Origin of the sequence: Acinetobacter nosocomialis NIPH 2119, assembly GCF_000368085.1 — a bacterium.
Lineage (GTDB): Bacteria > Pseudomonadota > Gammaproteobacteria > Pseudomonadales > Moraxellaceae > Acinetobacter > Acinetobacter nosocomialis.
The window spans coordinates 984,578-1,003,053 of record NZ_KB849239.1 but is presented as its reverse complement, the minus strand read 5'-3'; the positions used below and the strand labels follow the sequence as shown (position 1 = coordinate 1,003,053).

The following is an 18,476-nucleotide window of genomic DNA, read 5'->3' as shown; positions in this document are numbered from 1 at the left end:
CTAGCCTTGTAATCCGTCTTTTTCATATAAATATTATAGAAAAAACTAACCAACCTTTTGATAGTGAAGAGCTATCGCACCAGAAGCAAAAGTTTTATTTTCAATAAGTTTAAGATTGGTCTTTTGCTGAATACCTTGGAATAGTGGCAAGCCACTACCAATTAAAACGGGCGAAACCGTAATTTTATATTCATCAATTAAACCAAGTTGCATGAGATAGTGTGCAAACCGTGGACTCCCCAAAATCACCATATCCTTGCCCGGTTGCTGCTTGAGCTTATTAATTTCTTCTTCAACATGGTCTTTGACTAGTCTGGAATTATTCCATTCAACTGTATCTAAGGTGGTTGAAAAAACGATTTTTTCTGTCTTTTCAATCCACTCAGCATGATTTCGTTCATGCTCCGAAGCTTCGGGGTTTGAAAGCATAGTTGGCCAATAATTATGCATCATCTGGTAAGTCGCACGTCCCCAAATCACTGTATCCGCAGTACTCAAGATTTCTTTTGCATGATTTGCCAAATCGGCATCATAAGCAATCCAACCTATGTCCATTGCCCCATTTGGTCCTTCGACAAAACTATCAAGCGATGCATGTAGAAACAGTATGAGTTTTCTCATTATTCTCATTCCTTTGTTATGAAAAAGATTTATCGTTTTTTAGTATATTCAATTTAAATGATTTCTTATGGAGTGTTTTGTTTTCTGATTTTTCTTGTATGTATGTAGCTCTATATCTTCATGAAATATTTATAAATTATATAAATGACCCGAACAAGAATGGCTCCTTATTCGGGTTATCTATAAACGTACTGTTTTAATAAAGGCTTGGTTACGTAATGACTAGCGGGCCAGAACCCGGCAACTCGGTCACTAGCTTATAGCCCATCAGTTTTGCGGGTGTATATGTACCGCCTTTAACGGTATTTCTGAGTAAATAATTCACCACAGTCAGTGAGCCATTTACGGTAAGACTATAGGCGTTTTCCGTTTGAATACGGGCAGTTTTGATTTCCCCACGCGCATTTCTTGCTTCACCCCAAACATAGGTAGGTACTTTCGCTCGAAGCTCCTCATTTGGTCCCACAACCGTTTTTTCAATACGTGATTTAATAAACTTCTGCACAGCATTGATTTTTAATACTGGGCGTACATAGTTCAGCATTTTCGCGCCAAAAATCATTTTAGGAAATGCAGGTACAAACACCTCAATGTTTGGAATGCCGGTTGTATAGAACGCTGTAGATACGTCCCCCCAAGGAACACTCATGGCACTTTTTTTACCGTCACCAAAATCAATAGTCCGGACATAATGTGCTAATGGAACAGTGATAATTTTTCCGTTTTTACGAATTTTTCCACCTTCGGCCATGCCTTCTGTACTTGTTTTGGCTGTACCCGGTGAAAACCCAGTTCTAGAGTCAAAACCAAGCGCTAAATGGGTCGCATCTGGCAGTGCTTCTTTCAAGGCAGCAGCAACACAGTCTGTTGGAATGACATCGAAACCCACACCCGGACAAAGCACAATATCGGCTTTTTCGGCTTGGCTGTTCAGTGACTGTGCCAATTCAAATACAGCAATTTCACCAGTAATATCTAAATAGTGAGCACCAGCTTTTATACAAGCTTCCATCATGGGTTTTGATGTTGCTGAAAATGGCCCTGCACAGTGCATAACCAGTTTAAAACCTTGGAGTTGCTCACTTATTGCATCTACGTTATCAAGCCCAAAAGCTTTATAGTCAAGCCCCAACTCTTGAGCAAGTGCTTCAACCTTAGCTTTGTTACGGCCAGCCAAAGTCGGTTTTAGACCTTGGCGTACAGCTTCACGAGCGATTAATTCGCCCGTGTAGCCATTTGCTCCATAAATTAACCAGTTTGAATCGTTAAGATTTGTCATAACACAACTCACTTTTTAAAAAGCAAATGAATAATCACGCATGCCTTTTTTATACTGGCGAGTACGGCATGACATCGCTGATTGTTGCAAAATTAAAGCCCAAGCTGGTGAAACATTTGGTTTTGTTTTTTTACCAGCACTTAAATTACGTAACTGGAATTTGACCACAGCCATATTGGCAAGTGAAGCCAATGTTTTATTTTCCCATGTAATTGGTTTGAGTTCAGGTGAAATATTTTGGCCTTGTTTCCAAGCATTTGGCAAATTAAGTTCAATGGCTAAAGCTGTGGCAATACCGACCATATCTACACCACTTTCAATTACTTTTTCTGCCACTTGTTTACGGCGTATGCCACCTGTCACCATAACAGGCATTTTGGCAACTTTACGAATTTCTTGTGCAAATTCTAAAAAGTAAGCTTCACGGGCAAGTGTACGACCATCACGTGCCTGACCTTGCATTGCAGGCGCTTCATAGCTACCACCTGAAAGTTCAACCAAATCGACTGCATGCTCATTTAACATTTTAACCACTTGCTGAGCATCTTCAGCGCTAAAACCGCCACGCTGAAAATCGGCTGAATTTAGTTTCACTGCAACCGTAAACTGTGGCGAAACCACTTTACGAACCGCTTCCACAATCTCAATTAAAATACGAGCGCGGTTTTCTAAAGAACCGCCCCAACGATCTTGGCGTTTATTGCTCAGTGGAGAAAGAAACTGGCTTAATAAATACCCATGTGCTGCATGAATTTCCACACCAGTAAATCCTGCTTTTTCACCTAAACGTGCCGTGTTTGCAAAACGCTGAATCACTTCTGCAATCATGGATTCAGTCATTTCAATTGGTGTGTTAAAGCGATTTGACATTTTGCCAAGATCTAGTGAAATAGCTGATGGCGCCCAAGTCTGCTGACCTAGGTTAGCTTGCATTTGTCGACCCGGATGGTTAATTTGAAGCCAAACCTGAGCACCTTTGGAACGGCTAATTTGTGCCCATTTTTTGAAAGTATCTAGATGCTTTTCATCTTCAAGCACGACGCCGCCCGGTCCAGTCATCGCTCGGCGGTCTACCATCACATTTCCTGTAATGATTAGACCTACGCCACCATTTGCCCAAGCCTGATATAAACGCATTAATTCTTCTGATGGTGCATGGTTTAAATCAGCCATATTTTCTTCCATTGCCGCTTTAGCAATACGGTTAGGAACATATGAGCCATTTGGGAATACTAATTTTTCGAACACTTTCATTGGAATGACCTCATTCAGTATGGCTTTACTTTAAGATTAAAGCTAACTTTAATGTCAATACCTTTTATTATTTCTCTATTTATTATTTTTAATTTCAATTGTTTATAAATAAAAAAGAGGCACTTAATGGCCTCTTTTTTAAGTTTATGGCTTTAAATTATTCACGAATAAATGCCAATAAGTCCGCATTAATCACTTCATGATTTACGGTTAACATACCGTGAGAAAAACCTGGGTAGATTTTGAGTTGGCTATTTTGAAGTAACTCAGCAGATTTCACACCAGACGTCTTATAAGGCACGATCTGGTCGTCGTCACCATGTAATACCAAAACAGGAATAGTGATTTTCTTTAAATCTTCGGTAAAGTCAGTTTGTGAGAATGCCACAATACCATCGTAATGTGCTTTTGCACTGCCTGTCATACCCTGACGCCACCAGTTAGCAATAATACCTTCAGATGGTTTCGCATCTGGTCGGTTAAAACCATAGAATGGGCCAGATGGAAGGTCTCGGAAAAATTGTGCACGGTTGGTGAGAACCTGATTTTGAAGGTCATCAAAAACTTCTTTTGGTAAACCTTCAGGATTATTTTCAGTTTTAACCATAAGCGGTGGTACTGCACTGACAAGAACAGCTTTCTTAACGTTTTCTTGACCATGACGTGCAATATAGTGAGCCACTTCACCACCACCTGTTGAATGGCCAATATGAATTGCATTTTTAATGTTCAGATGTTTAACCACTTCTGCCACATCATCTGCATAATGGTCCATATCGTGACCATCCCATACCTGACTCGAACGCCCATGTCCACGGCGGTCATGAGCAACTACACGAAAACCTTCTTTAAGGAAAAAAAGCAATTGTGTATCCCAATCGTCTGAACTCAAAGGCCAACCATGATGAAAAAATAGAACTTGGGCATCACGTGGTCCCCAATCTTTATAAAAAATCTCTACACCGTCTTTTGTCGTTACATATCCCATCTTTGTTCTCCTGCTAAAAAACTACTTATAGATTGGTTATAAAATTTGAATATTGATACTAAGCTTAAAGTTAACTTTAAGGTCAATTACTTTAATTGTATTTTTAAAATAAAATTTATATGAAAGCACGGCCTTAAACTCTTCTCATCTTTCCCCTTTTTTATTTCATTTAAATGTCAAAGCCTTTAGCCATCAAAATTAAAATCTTGACTTTAAAGTGAACTTTAAACTTATAGTTTCTGTAGTGGTTCTAAATTAACACGTCTTCATATGGACAAGCATTAGATACTCGGTCAATTAATGTAAAGGTGAATTTTCATGGATATAAAACAACAATTTACTGAGGTTGAATTTGGACAACAAAAAATCAAAGTACCTAAAGGTGGTTATTATGACCGTTTTAGAATGAATCCCGATTTAGATGAAGTCGCTCAAGACCCTGCTGCTGGTAATATCGACTTTTTCCGTCATATTCCTAAAAAAATTGTGGAGTCCCGTGTAGGTCCTGTTTGGGCACCCAACTTTTATTATCGTAGCGCAAATGTGCAACTGCTGATGCTTGCGCCTATTAAACAGATTAAAGCAAAACTTCCTGCTGACTTAACACCATTACAGCCCTTCCCGGGTTATGGGTTGGTCGCTGTTACGTTCTTTACCTATTCGGTTTGTGACAATGACCCTTATAACGAAGTGTCGATTGCGATTGTGGTACGCAAGCCTAACGCTCGCGGACCACATATTGCAGAACTAATCAAATCGATACGTCAACGTCATTTTTATGCACATGTTTTGGCGTTACCTGTCGATACAGAAATTGCCAGAGTACGTGGTGTATATGGTTACCAGTTACCAAAATGGCTGACTAAAATTGACGTGAACATTAACTCAAAAAGCGTTCAAGCCAATATTTTTGATCTTAATGGTAAGTTAGATTTAAGTTTAGAGACTGCTGTCCCCACTTTAAAACATGTTGACTCTGAAACACATATCAATAAAGCAACCATGCTACATGTTGTTGATGGCAAATGGCACCAGACAGAGGTTCAATCCAACATTCTTTCTTTCGCGCAAAAGCTTTTTCCAAAGAAAGTAAGATTAGTGAAAAATGAAGGCCCTTTAACAAAGCTATTAAATGAACTAGGTGCTTCAAAAATTTTGCGTTTAGATGTTATAGAAGATGCGCAAGTCGTTCTTCATTTGCCTACTCCGCTATAGATTTATTATTTGAAATATAAAAAAGAGACCATCACGTGGTCTCTTTTATTTTTTTAGATTGCTTCTCTAGTCATCTCACCATTCACCAGTCTTAAAATCTGCAACGGGTTGCTGTCTTTTAAGGCTTCTGGCAATAAACTTTGCGGATAGTTCTGGTAACACACAGGTCTTAAGTAACGGTCAATGGCCAAGGTTCCAACTGAGGTGCCTCTTGCATCTGAAGTGGCTGGGTATGGCCCGCCGTGTACCATCGCATCACAAACCTCAACACCCGTTGGGTAGCCATTTATAAGTAATCGACCGGCTTTTTCTTCTAGTACAGGAACTACATCTGCAAACTCGGTTAAGTCAGTTTCATCGGCAATTAAAGTCGCAGTCAGTTGACCATTCATGCTTTGTAGCGCCTGAATGAGTTGGGCCTTATCTTCAACTTCAATAATGACTGTGGTTGGCCCAAAGATTTCTTCTTGCAGAAGCTGGTCACCTGCCAGTAACAACTCAACATCAGCTTTAAATAATTGCGGCTGAGCCTGATTGCCTTGTTGAGTTTGACCTGTCAAATGCTTAATACCTTGATGCTCGGTTAAGTGCTCAAGACCAGCGGTATAACTTTTTAAAGTGCCGGCATTGAGCATAGTCTGCGCAGGTTTAGCCCCCATAATGTCGGTTAGGTTGCTAATGAGTTGGGTAAATTCAGCTGATTTAATACCCAAGATTAAACCCGGATTGGTACAGAACTGACCACAGCCTAAAACCACCGAATCAGCCAAGTCCTGTGCAATTTTTTCACCGCGGTTTTTTAAGGCTTCTGGCAACATCAGCATTGGGTTAATGCTGCTCATTTCAGCAAATACAGGAATCGGTTGTGGACGGGCTGCGGCCATGTCACATAAAGCACGACCACCTCGCAATGAACCCGTAAAACCTACAGCCTGAATTAAAGGATGCTTAACCAGTGGTTCACCTACACCATTACCGTAGATCATGTTAAACACACCTTTAGGCATATTCGATTTTTCTACAGCACGTTCAATTGCCTGCGCTACAAAGTCTGCTGTGGCCATATGTCCACTATGGGCTTTTACTACTACCGAACATCCAGCCGCTAGTGCCGAAGCAGTGTCACCACCCGCAGTTGAGAATGCTAAAGGAAAGTTACTTGCCCCAAAGACTGCAACAGGGCCAACACCGATTTTAATCTGGCGTAGATCTGGGCGTGGTAAAGGCTGACGCTCTGGTAAAGCAGTATCAATACGGGCCCCTAAAAAGTCACCACGGCGCAGCACTTTGGCAAATAAACGCATTTGTCCACTGGTACGGGCACGTTCACCTTGCAAGCGAGCAAGTGGCAAAGCGGTTTCCTGTGAAACGATTTCAAGAAAATCTGTACCTAATGCATCGAGTTCATCGGCAATATTTTCTAGAAAAATACCACGCTGTTCAGGAGACGTATGGCGGTAAGTCTTAAACGCTTGACTGGCTGCTTCACAGGCCTGATTAACCTCTTGCTCGGTTGCATGGTGAAACTCATAAGGCAAAGTTTCGCCCGTTGTTGCATTTACACTTTTCAATAAGCTTGTACTTTGTGCGCTACGTGAACCGCCAATAAAGTTGTGTCCAATGACCATTTTTATATTCCTTAGAGAGTAATAACTGAACCGATCGGTAACTCGGGTTGCATATGAGCAAGTTTGTTTTTGAGTGGATAACCAAACTCTTTCATTTCTATTTCAAACTCATCATTAACTTGTGCTTGAATACCATCGGCAAAAGATAGAGTCGCTGTACCGAAATAATGGATATGAACATCGCCTGCTTTTAAGAATTGTTGATACTTAAAGTGGTGATATTCGAGATTTGCCAAGCTATGACACATATTGTCTTCACCTGACAAAAACTCTTTTTCCCAAATGATTTGTCCATCACGGCGCAAACGGCTGGTTCCGACTAAATGTTTTGGTAATTCGCCTGTCCGTAAAGCTGGACCAAAACTACAAAAACGCAATTTTGAATGGGCCAGATATAAATAATTACGACGCTCCATTACATGGTCAGAATATTCATTACCCAGCGCAAACCCGATTCGGTAAGGCTTTAGGTCTTCTCCAATAACATAGAGGCCTGCGATTTCAGGTTCTTCGCCGCCGTCTTCGGCAAATGGTGGTAAAGGTAATTCAGCTCCCGGTCTTACCACAATTGAACCATCGCCTTTATAAAACCATTCTGGCTGTGCCCCGATCTGACCTTCTGCTGGACGCCCCTTTTGTAGCCCCCATTGAAATATTCGCATGGTGTCGGTCACCGAGCTGTCATCACTTAAATTTTGTTGATGCATTTTGTCGCGTGCAGATGCAGAACCTAAATGGGTTAAGCCTGTACCGGAAATTAAACAATGTGTTGGATCTGGATGATCTAAAGGCGGCAATACCTTTAAGTCTGCTAATAACGATGAATAATCATAAGTTTCGGACTCAAACCCTAACGCCTCAACTTGTTGTTCCAGTGAAACTTTATTGCGGCTTGCTAAAAGTGCTAAATCACGAACCGATTGAATATCTTTAACCGGATATGCCATGTTGCCTTCTACTTTGGCGACGGCACGTTGATTTGCACGATTCTCAAATTGAATAATTTGCATGTTTTATTCCTTACAAAGGCTTTTGAATATTCACTGTTTGTGTTTTTTGACGTTCGAGCTTGGCATAGACGATGTAGGTTAAAATCAAGCCAAAAAGCATGACAATAGATAAGAAATACAAACCAGCAGCCATATTTCCCGTGTATTCTTTTAACAGTCCGATACCAAATGGCCCGACATAGCCACCTAAATTTCCAACAGAGTTAATTAAGGCAATACCAGCCGCTGCACTTGCACCTGTTAAGAAACGACCCGGTAATGTCCAAAACACGGCAGTTGATGAAAATAGACAGAACGCAACTACAGCCAAAGCTACTAACTGCATAACCGGAGAATTTAGCCAACCACTTAAAAACATTGCACAAGCACCTAGTGCATATAGAAAACTTAAGTGTCCGTAACGATCGTTCAGGCGGTCAGTACTACGTGGAATAATGAGAAGTCCAATAATTCCAAAAATATAGGGAATGCTAGATAAGAACCCAATTTGAATATCACTACCTCCGCCAAATTGCTTAATAATGGTAGGAAGCCAGAGATTTAAACCATAAATACTTAAAGTTACTGGTAAATAGTAGAGTGCTAATAAAAGTACGCGTTTGTCTTTTAAGGCATGTAATGGATTAGCATGTCGGGTTTGGTCATATTCAGCTTCATCTTTAACGAGTTCATTTTTAAGCCATTGTTTTTGTTCAATGCTTAACCATTTCACTTTATCAATGTTATCGGGTAGCCACAGAAATGTCGGTAAAGCCAATAAAACCGCAGGCAGGCCAACTGCAACGAACAACCATTGCCAGCCGTGTAAATTTGCAATGCCATCCATTCCAAGTAATAGACCCGCTAAAGGCCCTGCAATCATCATGGCAATCGGTTGTGAAAGCACAAACATTCCCATAATTTTTCCGCGATGTCGCACCGGATACCACTGTGTAATTAGGTATAAAACACCAGGGAAAAAACCTGCCTCTGCTACACCGAGTAAAAACCTTAAGAGATAAAAACTTTTAGGGCCTTGAATAAGCGCCATGGCCATGGTGATGAGGCCCCATGTTAATAAAATGCGGGTAAACCATTTACGAGCACCAAATTTGTCTAAAAGCAAATTACTTGGAACTTCAAAAAGAAAATATCCAATAAAAAATAAGCCAGCTCCTATACCATAGGCAGCATCACCAATTCCTACATCGGCACCCATATGCAAATGGGCAAATCCGACAGCGGCCCGATCAATGTATGCCACCAGATATAGTATGACTAATGCAGGTATCAGCTTAAACGTGACCGTCCGTATTACATCCTTTTCGAAATCCATGTTCGACTCCATTTCCTATTATTTACTTATAGAGCATCTTGCTCGTGAATTATCCTTTCAATTTAAAATATAGTAATACTATTTAAATTTCAAACCTTTTAAAAATAAAATTTATAGTGTATTTTTAATTCAATTAATTCTAATAGTAATACTATATAGGGAAATTTGTATGAATAACAAACAAGTTCTTCGTTCGGCTGCCTGGTTTGGTACAACGGATAAAAATGGCTTTATGTATCGTAGCTGGATGAAGAACCAAGGAATTCCAGATCATGAGTTTCAAGGCAAGCCTATTATTGGGATTTGTAATACATGGTCTGAACTCACCCCATGTAATGCGCATTTTCGAAAAATTGCCGAACACGTAAAAAAAGGGATTTTAGAAGCGGGCGGCTACCCTGTTGAGTTTCCTGTATTTTCAAATGGTGAGTCGAATTTACGTCCTACCGCCATGTTTACCCGTAACTTAGCCAGTATGGATGTCGAAGAAGCGATTCGTGGTAACCCTATTGACGGTGTGGTGTTACTGACAGGTTGTGACAAAACCACACCTGCATTATTAATGGGAGCTGCAAGTTGTGATATTCCAGCCATTGTAGTGACTGGTGGTCCAATGCTGAATGGTAAGCATAAAGGTAAAGACATTGGTGCAGGTACTATCGTTTGGCAAATGCATGAAGAACTCAAAGCAGGCAAAATTGATTTAAATGAATTTTTATCTGCCGAGTCTGGTATGTCTCGCTCAGCTGGTACATGTAACACCATGGGCACCGCATCTACCATGGCATGTATGGCTGAAGCCTTAGGTACTTCCTTACCCCACAATGCGGCCATTCCAGCGGTAGATTCTCGCCGTTATGTGTTGGCTCATCTTTCTGGTATGCGTATTGTTGATATGGTCCATGAAGATTTACGCCTTTCTAAAATTTTAACTAAAGAAGCCTTCGAAAATGCCATTAAAGTCAATGCAGCTATTGGTGGTTCAACCAATGCCGTAATTCACTTAAAAGCAATTGCTGGACGCATTGGGGTTGATTTACAACTCGATGACTGGAACCGTGTTGGCCGCAGCATGCCAACCATTGTCGACTTACTGCCATCGGGCCGTTTTTTAATGGAAGAGTTCTATTATAGCGGCGGCTTGCCAGCCGTAATTCATCGCATGGGTGAAGCCAATCTCTTACCACATCCTCAAGCTTTAACCGTAAACGGACAAACTATTTGGGAAAATTGTCAGCAATCACCTATTTATAACGATGAAGTGATTCGGAAAATAGATAACCCAATTCGACTAGATGGCGGCATGTGTATTTTACGCGGAAATTTAGCGCCTAAAGGTGCGGTGCTTAAACCGTCTGCTGCTACACCGGAACTGATGAAACACCGTGGCCGTGCAGTCGTATTTGAAAACTTCGATGATTATAAAGCCCGTATTAATGACCCAGATCTAGATGTCGATGAAACTTGTATTCTTGTGATGAAAAATGCCGGCCCTAAAGGCTATCCGGGCATGGCCGAGGTAGGAAATATGGGGCTGCCACCAAAAATTTTAGCCAAAGGCATTACCGACATGGTCCGTATTTCCGACGCACGTATGAGTGGAACAGCTTATGGCACTGTAGTTTTGCATGTTGCTCCAGAAGCCATGGCAGGTGGGCCTTTGGCTGTAGTTCAAAATGGTGACTTTATTGAACTTGATGCCTATGCTGGAAAACTTCACCTAGAAGTGAGTGATGAAGAACTTCAGCAACGTCTTGAAAATTTAGCGCCTCCAGCTCCACCAAGTTTTATTGGCGGTTACCGTAAGCTCTATGTAGAACATGTTTTACAAGCCGATGAAGGCTGTGATTTTGATTTCTTGGTAGGTTGCCGTGGCTCGGAAGTTCCACGTCATTCTCATTAATATTTATTCTTGAAAAAAGATGATCTTGTTAAAACACAAGGTCATCTATACCATAGGATATTCAACATGTCGTAATAGTGAAATATGAGTAAAGCTGACTATAAAAATCCTATTCCAAGCAAAAGCCAACATGCATTAATTGTTCAACAATTGGGATTAAAAATCGTTTCTGGAGAAATCTCAGAAAATGAAAAACTCCCAAGTGAAGTTGATTTATGTGAAGAATATAAAGTCAGCCGCCCTGTCTTTCGCGAAGCCATCCGTGTTTTAAATGCTAAAGGTTTAACTTACTCAAGACCTAAAATCGGGACTGTGGTTAGACCGAAAGAAGAATGGCATTTACTCGATCCGGATGTATTGTTTTGGTTGATTCAAACGACACCTGAACATGAATTTTTTAAAACCCTTTCTACTGTACGACGAGTTTTAGAACCAGAGCTTGCTTATATCGCGGCAAGTACAGCAAATGAAGAGGATATTGAGCGCATTAAACAAGCCTATGAAGGCATGGAAAAAGCGACAACAGTTGAAGAGTTTATAGAACCCGATATTCAGTTTCACTTAGCAATTGCTAAAGCAACGCATAATGATTTATTGGCTTATATGTCAAAAATGTTGGTTTTACCTTTGCAGCAATCAATTCAAGTGACAAGCCTACGTCCAAATTTGCAAGGCCATTCGCTACCAAGACATAAAGCAATTTTGACAGCAATTGAAAATAAAGATCCGCTCTCTGCTCGCCATGCTTCACTCGTTCAGCTAGATGACACTAAGATGGCGTATGATTTAATTAAAAAATAATTTTTTATATGAAATTTTTTAAAGCCTGATAACAAAAAGTGATCAGGCTTTTTTATTTATAAATTAGAAAACTTTTTTTACAGAGACTGTAAAAGTTGAATCAATTGGATTTGAAATAGGTGCACCCGGCTCACCATTGCTATACTTTTTATAATAAGCATTTTTATCCCATGCCTTGGTATAGGCTAATCCTGTACTCCAACCATCACCTAAATCTTTAATTACTTCGGCTTTAACATCTTGAAAGTTCGACTCTGAAAAGTTTTTGATTTTTTCATAGCCATAGTGGGCACCAAAAGTCCAAGTTTCACTGATCGGCTGAGTAAAGTTAACATCTAAATAACTTGATCCTCTTGACCTTTTACCAGCAGGTCCACCCATGGTTTTAGAGTTATAACCAGCATAATCTGGCGTGTAAGTCACAAAGTATTTAAGGCTTAAAGGACCATAGCCAATTTGAGGTACAATTTCACCATAGTTATAACTCGTACTTCCCGTTTCTGGTGTACTTTTAGCGCCTGGATAGTAATAATAAAAAATAGACATACCAATCGAGAATTTATCGATTGTTTTTAAATAACCTGTATAAAAATCCCATTCAACTGAAGCATCTCGCAGATAGTTAGAGCTGACACTTGATGCCCAAGTTCCTACAAAAAAACCATTCGGGTTAGCATAATCCAGTCCACCTTGTAAGGCTGGTTTACCCCAAGTTTGTCGGAAACCACGTGAAATATATTGACTAGCAAAAGTCACATTCGCGCTATAAGGAGAAGTTTTTTCTTGTTCTTTTAATTGTTCCGCATGTACAACGCTAGTAGACATAATAAGTGAAGCTAAACCTAAAATTTTTCTCATTCAATAATTCCTTTTACATATTACCTATAGGTTTAAAGTTTTAAAATAACATGATAATTCAATTTAAAACGTATTAAAAAGTTATAAATTTAAATTTCTGGATACTTCTTCTTCGCTATAGATCTCTTCAATGCAATCTAAAATTTTAGGAATATAGGAACTTTGGTCCATATTGCGCATGGATAGAGAGATGGGACTATAAGCTTCTAAATCTAAAATATTTAAATAAGTTAGATTTTTCATACCAATATCACAGGCACTTTCCGGAATAATACAAATACCCTCACCGGATGCCACTAAGCCAAGTGCCATATGAATTTCTCTTACTTCAGTCAGCTTGGCTGGAACAAGACCTAATTTGGTAAATAAAGCTTGAATAGTGGTCGAAAAATTTGGTTTAGGTGTGGTTGGATAAGAAAAAATCGTCTCATTGATAATTTGAGATAAATAAATTCCTGACTCTTGGAAATCACTTAATGGGTGTTTTTTATGAATCGCAAGTTTTAATTTTTCTTTGCGAAGTAAAAGCCGTTTAATTGCTGGGTCACTAATTGGCAAGCGCCCAAAACCTAAATCGATTTTTCCTAACTTTAAGGCTTCGACCTGATCTCTAGTTCCACATTCAATAAGCTCGACATGAATGTCAGGATTTTTTTGTCTAAATAGATAAATGACCTGTGGTAATCGCCCATAAAGAAGCGAACTCACATAACCCACTTTAACAACGTTCTCGACCAGCTTCATTTTTTTAGCCATCGAAGCAGCTTGAGCGGTGTGCGTCAAAATTTGCACCGCATGCTGATAAAAAAACAGCCCTGCTTCCGTTACTTTTAATGGACGAGAGCCTTTTTCGAATAAATCGATCCCTAATTCTTCTTCTAGTTTTTTGATTTGGCGTGTTAAAGGTGGCTGAGCAATAAAAAGCTTTTCTGCGGCTTTCGTCAGACTCTGTTCTTCAACAACGGTAACAAAATAACGTAGATGTCTTAATTCCATTAATATACCTTTTTAGTATCTTAAAATACCGTTCTATATCTATTTTAGGCTATTACATTCTTCTATGGTATACAAACAAGTTCGTAATAGTTGAAACTTCATGTATAGAACCATAGAAACCATACTTGTGGATATTCCAACTATCCGTCCTCACCAGTTGTCTGTGACTACTATGCGTACCCAGACTTTGGTACTCGTTAAAATTACGACCACGGATGGTATTGTCGGTTGGGGTGAAGCCACCACCATTGGTGGGCTGAACTATGGTGAAGAAAGTCCTGAGAGTGTCAAAGCCAATATTGATACCTACTTTGCACCATTACTGACATCAGTTAAAGATTTAAATGTTGCACAAACACTCAAACTGATTCGTAAAAATATTAATGGTAACCGCTTTGCCAAGTGTGCCATTCAGACTGCCCTACTTGATATTCAGGCCAAACGTTTAGGTGTGCCATTAAGCGAAGTTTTAGGTGGACGTCTGCGTAATAGTTTATCTGTGCTTTGGACGCTTGCGTCTGGTGACACGGAAAAAGATATTGCTGAAGCTCGTAAAATGATTGAGCTAAAGCGCCATAACACGTTCAAACTTAAAATTGGTGCACGTCCTTTACAGCAAGATGTTGACCATGTGATTGCGATTAAAAAAGCATTAGGCGCTGATGTTAGTGTACGTGTAGATGTAAACCGTGCATGGTCAGAACTTGAATGTATTCATGGTATTCAACAGCTCCAAGATGGTGGAATCGATTTAATCGAACAACCATGTGCAATTCAAAATACCGAAGCACTTGCTCGCCTCACCCATCGTTTTGATGTAGCCATTATGGCTGATGAAGCTTTAACTGGACCTGACAGTGCATTCCGTATTGCAAAAAATCATGGTGCAGATGTATTTGCCGTAAAAATTGAACAATCTGGTGGCCTGATCGAAGCGTGTGAAGTTGGCAAAATTGCTGGTTTGGCTGGTATCGACCTATATGGCGGCACCATGCTTGAAGGTCCTGTAGGAAGTATTGCATCGGCCCATGTATTTGCAACTTTTGAAACATTAGCGTTCGGTACTGAATTATTTGGTCCGTTATTACTGACCGAAGAAATTTTAAAAGAGCCGCTACGTTACGAAAACTTTGAATTGCATTTGCCAACAGCTCCGGGCTTAGGCATTGAAATTGATGAAGATAAGATTGAGAAATTACGTCGTTAAGGCAACAGGATAAGGAGTTTCCCATGTTATTTCATGTACGTATGGATGTGCATATTCCACTTGATATGCCAGCCGACAAAGCAAATGAAATTAAGGCCGTTGAAAAAGCTTATTCGCAAGAATTACAACGCCAAGGTAAATGGCGTCATATCTGGCGAATTACAGGCCAGTACTCGAACATCAGCATTTTTGATGTCGAGAGCAATGAAGAATTGCACAACATTTTACAGGGTTTACCTCTCTATCCATACATGGACATTGAAGTGATGGCAATGAACCGTCACCCATCTTCTGTTCGTGATGATGATTCGTAAATCCAAAGAATGTTTTAAATGTGATCTCTGAAGTCCATTTATAAACCAAGCAGATTATTCAGAAGGTAACAAGGAACGTGGCGGCACTTATTCGCTAGCAAAACAAAATGCCCGCAGCGCTGCCACCCAAAACCGTATTGCATACTTAAGGAGTTTTAGTATGAACCGTCAACAAATTGATGCGCTTGTAAAACAAATGAATGTCGACACAGCAAAAGGTGAAGTCGATGCACGTGTTCAACAAATTGTAGTGCGCCTTCTTGGGGATTTATTTCAAGCCATCGAAGATTTAGACATCCAGCCTTCTGAAGTTTGGAAAGGTTTGGAATATTTTACCGATGCAGGTCAAGCAAATGAACTTGGTCTTTTGGCTGCTGGCTTAGGTTTAGAACATTATCTTGACTTACGTGCAGATGAAGCAGATGCCAAAGCTGGTGTTACTGGCGGCACACCACGTACTATTGAAGGTCCACTTTATGTAGCTGGCGCGCCTGAATCAGTTGGTTTTGCACGTATGGATGATGGAACTGAAACTGGCAAAATCGATACCTTAATTATTGAAGGTAAAGTAACTGACACGGATGGCAATATTATTGAAAATGCTAAAGTTGAAGTATGGCATGCCAACAGTTTAGGTAACTATTCATTCTTTGATAAGTCTCAATCTGACTTTAACTTACGCCGTACCATTTTCACTGATACAGATGGTAAATATGTAGCGTTAACCACTATGCCAGTTGGTTATGGATGCCCTCCTGAAGGTACAACACAGGCTCTTCTTAACAAGTTAGGCCGTCATGGTAACCGTCCATCTCACGTTCACTACTTCGTTTCTGCACCGGGTTACCGCAAGCTAACTACTCAATTCAACATTGAAGGTGATGAGTACTTATGGGATGACTTTGCCTTCGCTACTCGTGACGGTTTAGTGGCAACAGCAGTAGATGTAACAGACCCTGCTGAAATTCAACGCCGTGGTTTAGATCACGCTTTCAAACACATCACATTTAACATTGAATTGGTTAAAGAAGCCGCTGCTGCTCCTTCAACTGAAGTTGAACGTCGTCGCGCTAGTGCTTAATTGAAAGTGTATGTGAGTTAAAAGTTCGCTTTTGACTCACAAAATTTACTCCATTTATTACTACCATTAAGAATTTCAATAAATTTTTAGCGGTAGTAATACATCACGTTACCTCATGCTCTAAGGTTTCTCACATGATTGACAAAAGTAAGTCCTCACTAAGCGAGGTTTTATCGCAGATTAAAGATGGTGCAACCATTCTGATTGGTGGTTTTGGTACCGCAGGACAACCCGCTGAACTCATTGACGGTCTGATTGAACTCGGTGTTAAAGGATTAACCATTGTGAGCAACAATGCCGGTAATGGTGACTATGGTCTGGCTAAACTGCTTAAAGCCGGTTCAGTAAAAAAAGTCATTTGCTCTTTCCCACGTCAGTCAGATTCTTATGTGTTTGATGAACTATACCGTGCCGGAAAGGTGGAACTTGAGGTTGTACCGCAAGGTAATCTGGCTTGTCGTATTCAGGCAGCGGGTATGGGACTTGGAGCAGTGTTTACACCAACAGGCTTTGGAACACTTTTGGCTGAAGGCAAAGAAACCCGTCATATTGATGGGAAAGATTACGTACTTGAATATCCGATCAAGGCTGACTTCGCCCTGATTAAAGCTTATAAGGGCGACCGCTGGGGTAATCTGGTTTACCGTAAATCTGCACGTAACTTTGGCCCGATCATGGCCATGGCTGCGGATGTCACCATTGCTCAGGTTTCTGAAGTGGTGGAGCTGGGTGGATTAGACCCTGAACACATCATCACCCCGGGTATCTTTGTACAGCATGTTGTACAAGTAGCGCCAGCACAGTAAGCAATAAGGAGAAATAACATGAGCTACCAGAAACTCAGCCGTGACCAGATTGCACAACGTGTGGCACAAGATATTCCAGATGGCGCCTATGTGAACTTGGGCATTGGCTTACCAACTAAAATTGCCAGCTACTTACCTAACGATAAAGATATTTTCCTTCATTCTGAAAATGGCCTATTGGCATTTGGCCCACCACCAGCGGCAGGTGAAGAAGACCCTGAACTGATTAATGCGGGTAAAGAGTTTGTGACCATGCTTGAAGGCGGCAGCTTTTTCCACCATGGTGACTCATTTGCGATGATGCGTGGTGGTCATCTTGATATTGCCGTACTTGGTGCCTTTCAGGTTGCAGCCAATGGTGACTTGGCGAACTGGCACACCGGTGCACCGGATGCGATTCCTGCCGTAGGTGGTGCGATGGATTTGGCAGTTGGTGCCAAGAAAGTATTTATCACTACAGACCACGTCACCAAACAAGGTGAACCAAAGATTGTGGCTGAGCTGACTTATCCGGTAACGGGTAAACACTGTGTGGATCGTATTTACACCGACCTGTGTGTGATTGATGTGACCAAAGACGATTTAAAAGTAATTGAGAAAGTTGAAGGTCTTAGCTTTGATGAGTTACAGGCTTTAACGGGTGCGACTTTGATTGATGCAACTCAAGGGTAAAGTTTACACAGCATAGCCAATGCTACTACTGTCATTGCCTGTAAATGATAGTGGTCTTCGAAAGCCCTTTGTATAGGCAGTACCTTACTTTTTAAGGATAAAAAGTAACAAAAATCCTTTGTCACTCAGACACAACATCCCTGTTGTGCTGAGTAACGAGGCGACATCCATGTCGCCAACGCGAAACACTGGATGGAACTCTTTGAATACGCGGTTCTTGTTTATTAATTTGGATTTTACCGTAATTCGCTATTGTGACAGGCGACATGGATGTCGCCCGTTGGACAGGGAGGCATGGAAGCCTCCTCTGTTCAACAAAGGTTTTTGGTTACTTTTTTAAAAAAGTGACATGAATTAACTACTGGCATTTGACTCAACACGATAAGACTCCGTCATGACTACTTCGAACTTAGTAACCATGATCAGCACCAGCAAATGCTAAAAAGTTTCACGATGTAGCAATGACAGCAACAGATTTCAAAATGGAAATGTAAGAATGAAAAACGCTTATATCATCGATGCCATCCG

General features: G+C 40.6%; 17 protein-coding genes. 8 read left to right on the top strand and 9 right to left on the bottom strand.

Annotated elements, in window-relative coordinates:
- Positions 1-45 precede the first annotated feature (45 nt).
- From F984_RS08775 to F984_RS08760, 4 genes are all read right to left on the bottom strand, one after another.
- Positions 46-621, bottom strand: coding sequence for a dihydrofolate reductase family protein (locus F984_RS08775; protein WP_004708627.1), 576 nt, complete (start codon positions 619-621; stop codon positions 46-48).
- A gap of 211 nt (positions 622-832) precedes the next feature.
- Entirely contained in the window at positions 833-1,900 is a 1,068-nt protein-coding gene (locus F984_RS08770; protein ID WP_004708624.1) for a saccharopine dehydrogenase family protein, read from the bottom strand.
- 15 nt (positions 1,901-1,915) lie between these two features.
- The gene (locus F984_RS08765) at positions 1,916-3,154 is read right to left on the bottom strand and encodes an NADH:flavin oxidoreductase/NADH oxidase family protein (protein WP_004708619.1); all 1,239 of its coding nucleotides are present in this window, start codon (positions 3,152-3,154) and stop codon (positions 1,916-1,918) included.
- Between the two features lie 157 nt (positions 3,155-3,311).
- Positions 3,312-4,142, bottom strand: a complete 831-nt coding sequence (locus F984_RS08760; protein ID WP_000542615.1) for an alpha/beta fold hydrolase — start codon at positions 4,140-4,142, stop codon at positions 3,312-3,314.
- Between the two features lie 318 nt (positions 4,143-4,460).
- On the opposite strand from F984_RS08760, the gene F984_RS08755 reads away from it, so the two are divergent.
- Positions 4,461-5,357: a hypothetical protein gene (locus tag F984_RS08755; protein ID WP_004708616.1), complete on the top strand. Its 897-nt coding sequence runs from the start codon at positions 4,461-4,463 to the stop codon at positions 5,355-5,357.
- Between the two features lie 53 nt (positions 5,358-5,410).
- Here the strand turns inward: F984_RS08755 and F984_RS08750 are convergent, their stop codons facing one another.
- Genes F984_RS08750 through abaQ form a run of 3 tightly spaced genes read right to left on the bottom strand, consistent with a single transcriptional unit; the run spans position 5,411 to position 9,310 of the window.
- Positions 5,411-6,985 carry an aldehyde dehydrogenase (NADP(+)) gene (locus F984_RS08750; protein WP_004708615.1) on the bottom strand — a complete coding sequence of 525 codons (1,575 nt, stop codon included), beginning with the start codon at positions 6,983-6,985 and terminating at the stop codon, positions 5,411-5,413.
- Between the two features lie 11 nt (positions 6,986-6,996).
- Entirely contained in the window at positions 6,997-7,995 is a 999-nt protein-coding gene (araD1, locus tag F984_RS08745) for an AraD1 family protein (RefSeq protein ID WP_004708613.1), read from the bottom strand.
- Between the two features lie 10 nt (positions 7,996-8,005).
- Positions 8,006-9,310: a multidrug efflux MFS transporter AbaQ gene (abaQ, locus tag F984_RS08740; RefSeq protein ID WP_004708611.1), complete on the bottom strand. Its 1,305-nt coding sequence runs from the start codon at positions 9,308-9,310 to the stop codon at positions 8,006-8,008.
- 169 nt (positions 9,311-9,479) lie between these two features.
- On the opposite strand from abaQ, the gene F984_RS08735 reads away from it, so the two are divergent.
- Together F984_RS08735 and F984_RS08730 are read left to right on the top strand one after the other, a co-directional pair.
- A complete protein-coding gene (locus F984_RS08735; RefSeq protein WP_004708609.1) occupies positions 9,480-11,213 on the top strand; it encodes an IlvD/Edd family dehydratase in 1,734 nt (577 codons plus the stop codon).
- Between the two features lie 84 nt (positions 11,214-11,297).
- Positions 11,298-12,014, top strand: coding sequence for a FadR/GntR family transcriptional regulator (locus F984_RS08730; protein WP_000029961.1), 717 nt, complete (start codon positions 11,298-11,300; stop codon positions 12,012-12,014).
- Positions 12,015-12,077: 63 nt separating this feature from the next.
- Here F984_RS08730 and F984_RS08725 read toward each other — a convergent pair whose 3' ends face one another.
- Complete coding sequence (locus F984_RS08725) at positions 12,078-12,872, bottom strand: TorF family putative porin (protein ID WP_004708607.1); 795 nt, start codon at positions 12,870-12,872, stop codon at positions 12,078-12,080.
- 81 nt (positions 12,873-12,953) lie between these two features.
- Positions 12,954-13,868 carry a LysR family transcriptional regulator gene (locus F984_RS08720; protein WP_000423293.1) on the bottom strand — a complete coding sequence of 305 codons (915 nt, stop codon included), beginning with the start codon at positions 13,866-13,868 and terminating at the stop codon, positions 12,954-12,956.
- Positions 13,869-13,968: 100 nt separating this feature from the next.
- On the opposite strand from F984_RS08720, the gene F984_RS08715 reads away from it, so the two are divergent.
- The 5 genes from F984_RS08715 to F984_RS08695 all read left to right on the top strand — a co-directional run bounded on the left by F984_RS08715 (position 13,969) and on the right by F984_RS08695 (position 17,948).
- Positions 13,969-15,075: a muconate/chloromuconate family cycloisomerase gene (locus F984_RS08715; RefSeq protein WP_004708604.1), complete on the top strand. Its 1,107-nt coding sequence runs from the start codon at positions 13,969-13,971 to the stop codon at positions 15,073-15,075.
- Positions 15,076-15,098: 23 nt separating this feature from the next.
- The gene (catC, locus tag F984_RS08710; RefSeq protein WP_000897237.1) at positions 15,099-15,389 is read left to right on the top strand and encodes a muconolactone Delta-isomerase; all 291 of its coding nucleotides are present in this window, start codon (positions 15,099-15,101) and stop codon (positions 15,387-15,389) included.
- Positions 15,390-15,549: 160 nt separating this feature from the next.
- Positions 15,550-16,470, top strand: a complete 921-nt coding sequence (catA, locus tag F984_RS08705) for a catechol 1,2-dioxygenase (protein ID WP_004708601.1) — start codon at positions 15,550-15,552, stop codon at positions 16,468-16,470.
- Between the two features lie 134 nt (positions 16,471-16,604).
- Complete coding sequence (locus F984_RS08700; RefSeq protein ID WP_004708600.1) at positions 16,605-17,276, top strand: 3-oxoacid CoA-transferase subunit A; 672 nt, start codon at positions 16,605-16,607, stop codon at positions 17,274-17,276.
- An 18-nt stretch (positions 17,277-17,294) separates the two neighbouring features.
- A complete protein-coding gene (locus tag F984_RS08695) occupies positions 17,295-17,948 on the top strand; it encodes a 3-oxoacid CoA-transferase subunit B (RefSeq protein ID WP_004708597.1) in 654 nt (217 codons plus the stop codon).
- The last annotated feature ends 528 nt before the right edge of the window (positions 17,949-18,476 follow it).